We start from the raw sequence: 10,881 nt of genomic DNA on the forward strand, positions 1-10,881 counted from the left end.
ACCGCTCCACCAGCAGCAGACCCACACCCTCCGACCAGGCCGTACCGTCCGCACCCTCCGAGAACGCCTTGCACCGCCCGTCCGACGCCAACCCCCGCTGCCGCGAGAACTCCACGAACATCTCCGGACCCGACATGACGGTCACACCACCGGCCAACGCCAGATCACACTCCCCCGCCCGCAACGCCTGCACCGCCAGGTGCAAGGCCACCAGCGACGACGAACACGCCGTGTCCACCGTGACCGCCGGACCCTCCAAACCGAAGGTGTACGCGATCCGACCCGACGCCACGCTCAGGGTCGTGCCGGTGAGGACGTAACCGTCGGACTGTTCGGCGGCGTCACGCAGACGGGCTCCGTAGCCCTGTTCCACGAGGCCGGCGAAGACACCGGTGCGGGAGCCGCGCAGACCGGCCGGGTCGATACCGGCCCGCTCGAAGACCTCCCACGACGTCTCCAGCAGCAACCGCTGCTGCGGGTCCATCGCCAGCGCCTCACGCGGAGAGATCCCGAACAGACCCGCGTCGAACTCGGCGGCGTCGTAGAGGAAGCCGCCTTCGCGGACGTAGGTGTGTCCGGCCCGGCCCGGCTCGGGGTCGTAGAGGCTCTCCAGGTCCCAGCCGCGGTCGGCCGGGAAGGCGCCGATGGCGTCGCCGCCCTCGCTCACCAGCCGCCACAGATCCTCCGGCGAGCTCACCCCGCCCGGGAACCGGCACGCCATGCCGACGATGACCACCGGGTCGTCGCCCGTGGCCGCCCGGGTGCGGACCTCGAGTGCCTTGCGGTCGGTGGCCGGGGAGAGCTGCTCCTCCAGGTGGTCCGCCACCGCTTCCGGTGTGGGGCGGTCGAAGAGCAGGGAGGCCGGCAGGCGCAGTCCGGTCGCGGCCCTGAGCCGGTTGCGCAGATCGACGGAGGTGAGGGAGTCGAAGCCCAGGTCCTTGAACGTGCGGCGGGGTTCGACCTCGTCCGCCGAGTCGTGGCTGAGGATGGCTGCGGCGTGGGTGCGGACCAGGTCCAGCAGGGTCGCGCGGCGCTCTCGCGGAGACAGCCGGTCGAGACGGTCACGCAGCGCGGGGGTCTCGTCCTCGGCACGCTCGATGTGCTCGGCGTGTCGGGTATCGGCGCCGACCGTCCGCGACTCGGCGGGGGTCGCCCCGGGCTGCGGGGCGGTGACCGTGTCGGGCAGCCAGTAGCCGCGGCGGCGGAAGGCGTAGGTGGGCAGGTCGGTGCGGCGGGCGCCGTGCGGGGCGAGGACGGGGGTCCAGTCGACGGGCACACCGGTGGTGTGGAGCGCGGCGAGCGCCTCGAGGAAGGCGCGGGCGCCGGGGCGGTCCTTGCGCAGGGCGGCGACGGCGAGGACGTCGTCGCTGTCCAGGGTCTGCTCGGCGAGGGCGGTCAGGGTGCCGTCGGGGCCGAGTTCGACGAGGTGACGGACGCCCTGGGCCGCCAGGGTGCGGATGCCGTCGGCGTACCGCACGGTGTGGCGGACGTGGCGGGTCCAGTGGTCCGGAGACGTCAGCTCGTCGAGGGTGGCGGTGCGGCCGGTGACGTCGGAGACGATCGGCAGGGCCGGCCGGCCGTAGGTGACGTCGGCGAGCACCGTGCGGAACTCGTCGAGCATGGGGTCCATGAGCGGTGAGTGGAAGGCGTGGCTGACGCGCAGCGCCGTCACCTTGCGGCCGCGGGCTCGGAAGTGGGCCGCGACCTCTTCGACGGCGTCGACGGCACCGGACACGACGACCGCGGCGGGGCCGTTGACCGCTGCGACGCCGAGCCGGTCCTCCCGTCCGGCGAGCAGGGGCAGCACCTCCTCCTCGGTGGCCTGGACGGAGACCATGGCACCGCCCTCGGGGAGCGCCTGCATCAGCCTGCCGCGCGCGACGACGACGCGGCAGGCGTCGGCCAGGGACCACAGGCCCGCCACGTGCGCGGCGGCGACCTCGCCGACGGAGTGCCCGAAGAGCACGTCGGGGCGCACCCCGAAGGACTCGGCGAGGCGGAACAGGGCGACTTCGAGGGCGAACAGCGCGGGCTGGGCGTACTCGGTGCGGTTCAGGCGGCCGGCGTCCTCGCCGAACACGATCTCCCGGAGGCTGAACGGCAGTTCGGCGTCCACCGCGTCGAAGGCGGCGGCGAAGACGGGGTACGTCTCGTACAGCTCGCGGCCCATGCCGAGGCGCTGCGAGCCCTGTCCCGCGAAGAGGAAGGCGGTGCCGCCGGGGAGGGGAGCCGCCGAAGTGGCCCGGGCGGTCGCCGTGCCCTTGGGCGTGGTCGTGGCGGCCGGTTCGAACACTCCGGTGACGAGGTCGGGGGCCGGGGTGCCGGAGGCGAGGGCCGTGAGGCCGCGCAGCAGGTCCTCGCGGTTCGTACCGAGGACGACGGCGCGGTGATCGAAGCGGGTCCTCGTCTCGGCCAGGGAGTAGGCGATGTCGGCCGCGTCGGCGGTGGGGGCGGCCTCCAGGTGGGCGAGCAGCCGCTTGGCCTGGGCGCGCAGCGCCTTGCCCGTGCGGCCGGAGACGATCCAGGGCAGGGGCACACGGCCGGCGTCGGGCGGGGTCGCGCCGATGGCGCCGGGCGCGCCGGTCCCTTCGGCCGTGGCCGTACCGGCCGCCTCCGCCTCGGGCCGTTCCTCCAGCACCACGTGGCAGTTGGTGCCGCCCATGCCGAACGAGCTGACGCCCGCCCGGCGTGGCGTGGTCTCGCCCGGCCACGGCAGGGATGCGGTGGCGACGCGCAGGTTGAGGTCGTCGAGGGGGATGGCGGGGTGGGGGTGCTCGTGGTTGAGGCTGGCGGGGATGCGTCCGTGGCGGAGCGACAGCACGGTCTTCAGCAGTCCGGCGATGCCGGCCGCGCCCTCCAGGTGCCCGATGTTCGTCTTCACCGAGCCGACGAGCAGGGGGCGGCCGTCCGTGCGGGCGTGTCCGACGACCGTGCCGAGGGCGGCGGCCTCGATGGGGTCGCCGAGCCGGGTGCCGGTGCCGTGGAGTTCGACGTACTGGACGTCGGACGGGTCGAGACCGGCGTCGCGGTAGGCGAGGCGCAGGACGTCCTCCTGGGCCTCGCGCAGGGGTGCGGTGAGCCCGTCGCCGCCGCCGTCGTTGTTGGTGGCGCTGCCCCGGATGACACAGTGAATGCGGTCGCCGTCGGCCAGGGCGCGGGCGAGGGGTTTGAGGAGGACGAGGCCGCCGCCCTCGCCGCGCACATAGCCGTTGGCGCGGGCGTCGAAGGTGAAGCAGGCGCCGTCCGGGGAGAGCGCGCCGAAGGCGGCGCAGGCGAGGTCGCTGTCAGGGGCGAGGGTGAGGTTGACGCCGCCGGCGAGGGCGAGTTCGGACTCTCCCCGGCGCAGGCTCTCGCAGGCGAGGTGGACGGCGACGAGCGAGGAGGACTGGCCGGCGTCGACGGTGAGGCTGGGGCCGCGCAGGCCGAGGACGTAGGAGAGGCGGTTGGCGATGATGCCGCGGTTCACACCGCTGAGGGTGTGGCGGCCGACGGCCTCGGGGCCGAGGCGCCGGGCGAGGGCCGCGTAGTCGTCCCAGATGGCGCCGACGAAGACGCCGGTGCGGCTGCCGCGCAGCCGGGCGGGGACGACGGCCGCCTCTTCCAGGGCCTCCCAGCCGAGTTCGAGGACGAGGCGCTGCTGGGGGTCCATCGCTGTGGCCTCGCGCGGCGAGATGCCGAAGAAGCCGGCGTCGAAGCGGTCGACGTGGTCGAGGTAGCCGCCGCGGCGGGGGGTCGCGGGCGTGGCGGGGTCGGGGGCGGCGAGGGAGCCGAGGCGGTCCGCGGGGGTATCCGTGACGGCGCTCTCGCCCTCGGTGAGCAGGCGCCAGAACGCGGCGGGGTCGGGGGCCTGGGGAAAGCGGCAGGACATGCCGACCACGGCGATCGCGTCCCGCGGGGTCGCCGCGCTTTCCCGGGCGGAAGGCGTTCCGGGGAATCGCGCGCCGGGGCCCTCGGATTCCGCCGGGTGGAATTCGGTTCCGCGCAGGGATTCGGTTTCCCCGGTGGACGCCGATTCCCGAACGGACGCGGCACCCTCGACGGATGCGGCTCCCCGACGGGGTACCGACACGTTGTCCCGTGCGTGTGCGTCTTCTGGCGCCACGGCCACTGCCTCCGCCCTACGGATCCAGCTCATTTTCTGGCCGCGTATTCCGGCCGGATCCGACTGCCGCGCCATCCGCGGGACAATCGGTGGTTGCGATGCTTGTCATACTGGCGGCTGCCTGCGGGGGAGTCCCGCGGGCAGCCGTCGATCTAGGGAGACTTCTACTAGTTCGGCGCTGGTCAGCGGCCGTTCGCGATCCCTCGGCGCCTGCGGTGGGCGACCATTTCGAGGCCTCCGCGGGGCTGCAGGGTGAAGTCGCTCGTGACCCGGTCCGGCGGGTTGCCGACGGGCTCGAACTCCCAGTGCCTGCTGAGGGTGGCCAATGCCATGACGCCCTCCATCTGGGCGAAGACGTTGCCGATGCACTGGCGGGGTCCGGCACCGAAGGGCAGGTAGGCCAGCTTGGGGCGGCCGGGGGTCTTGGCGTGCCCGGTGAGCGGGTCGTCCGGGTCGGGTTCGGGCAGGAACCGCTGGGGCGCGAACCGCTCCGGCTCCGGCCACCAGGTGGCGTCGCGGTGCAGAACGTACGGGCTGACCATCAGGACGCTGTTGCGCGGGATGCGGTAGCCGTTGGCCGTGTAGTCCTCCAGGGCGCGCCGTACGAGGACCCAGGCCGGCGGGTACAGGCGCAGTGCCTCGGAGTACACGGCGTCGGTGAACTGCAGTCCGGGCAGGTCGGCGACGGTGGGCAGGCGGTCGCCGAGGACCTCGTCGATCTCGGCGTGCAGCTTCTCGCGGACCTCCGGGTGGGTGCCGAGCAGGTGGTAGGCCCAGGTGAGGGCGCCCGAGGAGGTTTCGTGGCCGGCCATCAGCAGGGTGATGGCCTCGTCGCGCAGCTCGCGGTCGGTGAGGTGTTCGCCGGTGTCGGCGTCGGTGACGGTGAGCAGTACGGACAGCAGGTCCTCGCCGTCGCCGGGCCCCTTGCGGCGTTCCTCGATCATGCCGTAGACGATGTCGTCGACGGCCTTCAGGCCGCGCTTGAACTGGCGGTTGGCGGGCAGCGGCAGGCGCAGCAGGATCTTGCCGAAGGGGCTCAGTTCCCAGCGCAGGGGGCCGCCCTCGCGGGGGAAGGCGGTGCGGATGCGGTCGGCGGCCTCGCTGTCGAGGGAGACGTCGAAGAGGGTGCGGGTCACCATACCGAGGGCGAGTTCGTACATCGCCTCGTGGAAGTTCAACCGCTCGCCGTCGGTGAACCGGGAGGCGGCTTCGTGGGCGATGGTGGCGAACGCGGTGCCGTAGCCGGCGATGCGCTGGCGGTGGAACACGGGCTGGATGAGCCGGCGCTGACGGCGGTGGTAGGTGCCGACGCTGGTCACCAGGCCCTTGCCGAGGACGCGTTCAAGGCTGGAGCCCCAGTCGTCGGGGCCGGGACCGGTCTTCTGGGCGTCCTTGTCGAAGCGTCGGCTGGAGGCGATGATGACGTCCTGGACGACGTCGAAGTCACTGACGAGGAACGCGTCGGTCTTTCCCATGGGGACGCGGACCAGCGGACCGTGCTGGTCTCGCAGGCCGGTCAGGTAGCGCGGGACGTTCCGCACGACCTCGCGCATGTCTTTCAGCCGCATGGGACCGGGCGTGGGAATCGATTCCGTCGGCGCAGGCGACTCGGGAGTTGTTTGAACGTCGGTCACTGATGTCTCCTGGGTCAGCGGAGGGTGACAGTCTCAACGCCGAGCCGGATGCGCAGAGTTCGGCTTTCCGCGGCCGCGGCGGGACGGGCGGGGCGTGTGCACGGGGGGTCGACCTGGCGCCCGACGCTAGCATCGGGGCGCTGCGGGCCCGGCCCGTCGTCGTCGAGGTCTAGGGAATTCCAAAGGGTTGGCCCGATGCGATCGGTCGCCATGGGCCGCGGGCGGGGTCCGCACGTACGCTGACGCGAGTGGCCCGGTTCCGCCGTCCAGGTGGGAGGCGCGGGCCGCCTCGCGGCAATCGTTCGTGTACGGTCCCGTCGGACGGAGAGCACATGACCAGCGGCGGAAGCAGCCTGCCGGACCAGCCGACCCCCGACCGCCCCGCCCGCAGCGGCGACACGTCCCGTGGGCCGTCGGACTCGTCGTCCGGGCCGCCCGTGCTGCTGACCGTCCTCGTGGACTTCGGTGTGCCGATCGGCCTGTACTACGGCCTGACGGCGGCCGGGGTGGGCGATGTGATCGCGCTGACGGCGGGCGCGGTGGTGCCCGCGGCGGCGACGCTGGTGCGGTTCGCGAAGACCCGGCGGGTGGATGTGCTGGGTGTGTTCGTGACGGTCATGCTGGTGCTCAGCATCATCGTGTCGGTGGTCGGCGGCGGCCCACGGCTGCTGCTGGTCCGCGACGGATGGCTGACCGGTGTGGCCGGAGTGGGCTTCCTGGTGTCGCTACGCGGCAGACGGCCGCTGGCGTTCGGATTCTCCCGGCGGCTGCTGGAGCGGCGGGCCATGGGGGGCCGGGACTGGGACGAACTGTGGGGCGAGGAAGCGCAGTTCCGGCGGATCTGGCGGGTCACCACGGTGATCTGGGGCATCGGACTGCTCGTCGACTCGGGCATCCGCACGCTCATGGCGTACACCCTGCCCGTGCACATGGTGCCGGCGCTCAACGGTGTCCAGTACGGCGTGTTCACACTGCTGATGCTGGTGATCGTGAACATCTACCACGCGCGGGCCGGCCTGTGGTCGATCCTGTCTCCCGACTCCGGTTCCCCGTCGTGGGACGGCGGTCGCGGGTCGGCGTCGGCGCCCGGCGCCGGACACGACCGCCACTGACCCGGGCGGTCCGCCTTCCCTTCCCCCGGTCCGTCCTGCGCTCCGCCGAGCGCCTGTACCGTCTTGCCCCGCACGTGGTCCCGGCCCCGGCAGAAGCCCTCTGCCGGGGCCGGGCCCGTGGCGTCCGTGGTGCGGCACCGGCGCGAACGCGGCGGCTCGGCGTCGACGTGCGGGGCCGGCGGCCCGATGGAGGTCCGGTGACGGATCCGGCTGGGTCACCGCCACCGGCCCTGTGGTGGGTGCGCCCGTGGCGTCGGCTCCGGAGAGCCGGGCCGTCACCGGCTCGGTGAAGGGGCACGGCCGGGTCGGCGACCCGACAGCGGATCAGACCGCGCCTGCGGGCTCGTGGTGGGCGCGGCCGTGCGACCGCGGTGAAGGCCGGGGCCGGCCCGGCGGAGCCGGGACCACAGCCGGCCTTCACGCCTCCGTCGCGGCCGCCGGTGTCGGCTCGGCCGGGCGGTCCGTCGGGGGTTCCCCGGTCTCCACGGCCGTGCGCAGCCGCAGTGCCTCGCGCGGCATGTTGACCGCGACGGCTCCCAGGACGCGGTCTGCGGCGCAGTACACGGCGGTGAACTTCCTTTCGTCGGGGCGGCCTTCGAGGATCTGGCAGCGTTCGGTCCCGGCGAGGTCCCCGAACACCTGGATCCTCAGGTCGTGCTGGTCGGTCCAGAAGGACCGCAGTGGTGCGAAGGGACGTGCTCCGGTGCCGGCGAGGATATTGCGTGCGACGGCCGCGGCCTGTTCGGTGGCATGGGCACGGTGTTCCAGCCGTCGGCGTCGGCGGGTGCGCGGGTCGGGCCGGTTGGCCACGTCGCCCGCGGCCCACACGCCGGGCCCGGCCGCGCACAGCGCGTCGCAGACGACGCCGTCGTCGACGGGGACGCCGCTGCCGCGCAGCCACTCCGTGTCGGGCACGGAGCCGGTGGCGACGAGCACCACGTCGGCGGGGAGCACGCCGCCGTCGGCCAGCCGGACACCGGTGACCGTGCCGCGGTCGGCGGTCACGGCGGTCGCCCGGCCCTGGTGGACGCGCAGCCCGAGGTCCCGGTGGGTGGCGGCGACGAGGCGGGCGGCCTGCGGGCCGAGCAGGTCGAGCAGGGGCACGGGTGCGGGGCAGACCAGGGTGACGTCGGCGCCCAGGGCGCGGGCCGCGACGGCGGCCTCGGTGCCGAGCAGCCCGGCGCCGGCCACCACCAGGCGCGGGCCGGCGAGGAGAGCCTCGCGCAGGCCGAGGGCGTCGTCGAGGGTGCGCAGTACGTGCACGCCGGCGGGTGCGTCGGACCGGTCGGGGTGGTCGGTGCGGGGCAGTCGCCGGGGGCGTACGCCGGTGGCGACGACGACGGCGTCGGCGTGCAGCCGCGAGCCGTCGGCGAGGTGCACCGTCCGGCCGGTGCGGTCCAGGCCGGTGACGGCGCTGCCCAGGCGCAGCTCGACGGCGAGCCGGTCGTACGCTTCGGGGCCGCGCAGCCGGACACGGTCCGGTTCCCAGCGGCCGGTGAGGATCTGCTTGGACAGCGGCGGCCGGTCGTAGGGCAGGTGGGGTTCGGCGCCGACGAGGGTGAGGCAGCCCTCGTAGCCCTGGCGGCGCAGGCTCTCGGCGGTGGTGGCGCCGGCGGCTCCGGCGCCGACGACGACGATCTCGTTCAGCTCGCTCACGCGGTCACCCCGGGGGTCGGTTTCAGCGGTTCCCACCAGGAGCGGTGGGTGCGGTACCAGTCGACGGTCCGGATGAGGCCGGTGGTGAAGTCGGTGCGGGGCCGGTAGCCGAGTTCGTCGCGGATCTTCGTCCAGTCGACGCAGTAGCGGCGGTCGTGGCCCTTGCGGTCGGGGACGTGCTCGACGCGGTCGGGGCCGGCGCCGCAGGCGTCGAGGAGAAGGCCGGTGAGTTCCCTGTTCGTCAGCTCCGTGCCGCCACCGATGTTGTAGACCTCGCCGGCCCGGCCGCGGGTGCGGACCAGCTCGATGCCGTGGACGTGGTCGTCGACGTGCAGCCAGTCGCGGACGTTGCCGCCGTCGCCGTACAGGGGGACCGTCAGGCCGTCGAGGAGGTTCGTCACGAACAGCGGGACGACCTTCTCGGGGTACTGGTGGGGGCCGTAGTTGTTGGAGCAGCGGGTCACCCGGACGTCCAGTCCGTGGGTGCGGTGGTAGGAGAGGACGAGCAGGTCCGAGGAGGCCTTGGAGGCGGAGTAGGGCGAGTTGGGCAGCAGCGGGCTCTCCTCGGTCCAGGCGCCGGTGTCGATGGAGCCGTAGACCTCGTCGGTGGAGACGTGCACGAAGGTGCGCACGCGGTGCCGCAGGGCCGCGTCGAGGAGGGTCTGGGTGCCCAGGACGTTGGTGCGGACGAACGCGTCGGAGTCGGCGATGGAGCGGTCGACGTGGGATTCGGCGGCGAAGTGCACGACCTCGTCGTGGCGGGCCATGAGGCCGTCGACGAGTTCCCGGTCGCAGATGTCGCCCTTGACGAAGGCGAACGCGGCATGGTCGCGGACCGCGTCCAGGTTGGCGGGGTTGCCCGCGTAGGTGAGCTTGTCGAGGACGGTGACGGCGACGTCGGCCGGCCCGGTGGGCCCGAGCAGGGTTCGCACGTGGTGGGAGCCGATGAATCCGGCGCCGCCGGTCACCAGGATGCGGGTGGTCATGAGGAGATCTGCACCCGCCCGTGGTCGCCGATGACGAGCCGGTGGGTGGCGGGCACCCGCGGGCCGAGGGAGACGTGCACGTTGCGGCCCACGAGGGAGCCCTCCACCCGGCGGATGCTGTCGAAGCTGGACTCCCGCAGGATGATGGAGAACTCGATCTCGCTGTTGCGGATGACGCAGTCCTCGGCGATGGACGTCGACGGGCCGATGTAGGAGTCCTGGACGAGGGTGCCGGAGCCGATGATCGCGGGGCCCACGATCCGGGAGCCCCGTACGGTCGCGCCGGCCTCGATGCGGACCCGGCCGACGATCTCGCTGGTGTCGTCGACGTCGCCGTCGACCCGGTATTCGAGCAGGTCGAGGAGCCGGCGGTTGACGTCGAGGATGTCGGCGGCGTTGCCGGTGTCCTTCCAGTAGCCGGTGATGACCGTGGTGCGCACGTCGCGGTCGCGTTCCAGCAGCCACTGGATGGCGTCGGTGATCTCCAGTTCGCCGCGGGGCGAGGGCCCGATGGCGCGTACGGCGTCGTGGATGACGGGGCCGAACAGGTACACGCCGACGAGGGCCAGGTCGCTGCGGGGGTGGCGCGGCTTCTCCTCCAGCCGCACCAGGCGTCCCTGCTCGTCGAGTTCGGCGACACCGAAGGCGGACGGGTCGGGGACGCGGGTGAGCAGCAGCTGGGCGTCGGGGCGTGTCTTGCGGAACTCCTCGACGGAGGCGTCGATGCCGCCGAAGACGAAGTTGTCGCCGAGGAACATCACGAAGTCGTCGTCGCCGAGGAAGTCCCGGGCGATGAGCACGGCGTGGGCAAGGCCCAGCGGGGCCTCCTGCCGCAGGTAGGTGACGTCGAGGCCGAAGTCGGAGCCGGCGCCGACGGCCTGCCGGATCTCGTCCTCGGTGTCGCCGACGACGATCGCGACGTCGGTGATCCCGGCGTCGGCGATCGCCTCCAGGCCGTAGAAGAGGATGGGCTTGTTGGCGACCGGCACCAACTGTTTCGCGGAGGTGTGGGTGATGGGCCGCAGCCGGGTCCCCGCACCTCCCGACAGCACGAGAGCCTTCACGGTTTCCGTCCCGCCTTACGTGTCGTCGGTGAGGGGCCGCCCGTCAGGGCTGGATCTCGATGGCGCCGGAGGGGCAGATCAGCTCCGCCTCGGTGACGGCGGCGTGCAGATCCTGCGACGGCTCGGGCTGCAGTAGTTCGACCAGGCCGTCCTCACGGCTCTGGTCGAAGACGCCCGCGGCGGCGAGTACGCACTGACCGGCTCCGACACAGCGCTCACGGTCCACGTTGATCTTCATGGTCTCAGTCCTGTTCCTGTTCTCGATCGTCCAGTCGTTGCTGGTCGTCCTGCTGTTGCTGGTTCGGGGTGGTGGGCCGTGGCGGCCGG

General features: G+C 73.0%; 7 protein-coding genes. 1 reads left to right on the forward strand and 6 read right to left on the reverse strand.

Features of this window, described 5'->3' with window-relative positions:
* Nucleotides 1–3,868: type I polyketide synthase (locus AC5WS8_RS34920; protein ID WP_496107549.1), on the reverse strand; the 3,868-nt coding region annotated here is incomplete at its 3' end.
* A gap of 416 nt (nucleotides 3,869–4,284) precedes the next feature.
* Nucleotides 4,285–5,670 (reverse strand): cytochrome P450, encoded by a 1,386-nt coding sequence (locus tag AC5WS8_RS34925; RefSeq protein ID WP_496107538.1) that lies wholly within the window; start codon nucleotides 5,668–5,670, stop codon nucleotides 4,285–4,287.
* Between the two features lie 398 nt (nucleotides 5,671–6,068).
* Here AC5WS8_RS34925 and AC5WS8_RS34930 point away from each other — a divergent pair, with 398 nt between their 5' ends.
* On the forward strand, nucleotides 6,069–6,848 hold the full coding sequence (locus AC5WS8_RS34930; RefSeq protein WP_496107539.1) for a VC0807 family protein: 780 nt from the start codon (nucleotides 6,069–6,071) through the stop codon (nucleotides 6,846–6,848).
* Between the two features lie 417 nt (nucleotides 6,849–7,265).
* On the opposite strand, the gene AC5WS8_RS34935 is transcribed toward AC5WS8_RS34930, so the two are convergent.
* From AC5WS8_RS34935 to AC5WS8_RS34950, 4 genes are read right to left on the reverse strand one after another with little or no spacing between them, the layout of a single operon-like run.
* Nucleotides 7,266–8,504: an NAD(P)/FAD-dependent oxidoreductase gene (locus AC5WS8_RS34935; protein WP_496107540.1), complete on the reverse strand. Its 1,239-nt coding sequence runs from the start codon at nucleotides 8,502–8,504 to the stop codon at nucleotides 7,266–7,268.
* Nucleotides 8,501–9,490 carry a dTDP-glucose 4,6-dehydratase gene (rfbB, locus tag AC5WS8_RS34940; RefSeq protein WP_496107541.1) on the reverse strand — a complete coding sequence of 330 codons (990 nt, stop codon included), beginning with the start codon at nucleotides 9,488–9,490 and terminating at the stop codon, nucleotides 8,501–8,503. Before rfbB ends, AC5WS8_RS34935 begins: the two co-directional genes overlap by 4 nt.
* Nucleotides 9,487–10,554: a glucose-1-phosphate thymidylyltransferase gene (locus tag AC5WS8_RS34945; protein ID WP_496107542.1), complete on the reverse strand. Its 1,068-nt coding sequence runs from the start codon at nucleotides 10,552–10,554 to the stop codon at nucleotides 9,487–9,489. The genes rfbB and AC5WS8_RS34945 overlap by 4 nt, the downstream gene beginning before the upstream one ends.
* A gap of 43 nt (nucleotides 10,555–10,597) precedes the next feature.
* The gene (locus AC5WS8_RS34950; RefSeq protein ID WP_496107543.1) at nucleotides 10,598–10,792 is read right to left on the reverse strand and encodes a ferredoxin; all 195 of its coding nucleotides are present in this window, start codon (nucleotides 10,790–10,792) and stop codon (nucleotides 10,598–10,600) included.
* Between the last annotated feature and the right edge of the window lie 89 nt (nucleotides 10,793–10,881).

The organism is Streptomyces sp. PTL18 (assembly GCF_059510295.1).

Bases quoted from the DNA above. Each gene is read 5' to 3' on its own strand.
- AC5WS8_RS34925 (WP_496107538.1), bottom strand. From the start codon at position 5,670: ATGCGGCTGAAAGACATGCGCGAGGTCGTGCGGAACGTCCCGCGCTAC.
- AC5WS8_RS34930 (WP_496107539.1), top strand. From the start codon at position 6,069: ATGACCAGCGGCGGAAGCAGCCTGCCGGACCAGCCGACCCCCGACCGC.
- rfbB (WP_496107541.1), bottom strand. From the start codon at position 9,490: ATGACCACCCGCATCCTGGTGACCGGCGGCGCCGGATTCATCGGCTCC.
- AC5WS8_RS34950 (WP_496107543.1), bottom strand. From the start codon at position 10,792: ATGAAGATCAACGTGGACCGTGAGCGCTGTGTCGGAGCCGGTCAGTGC.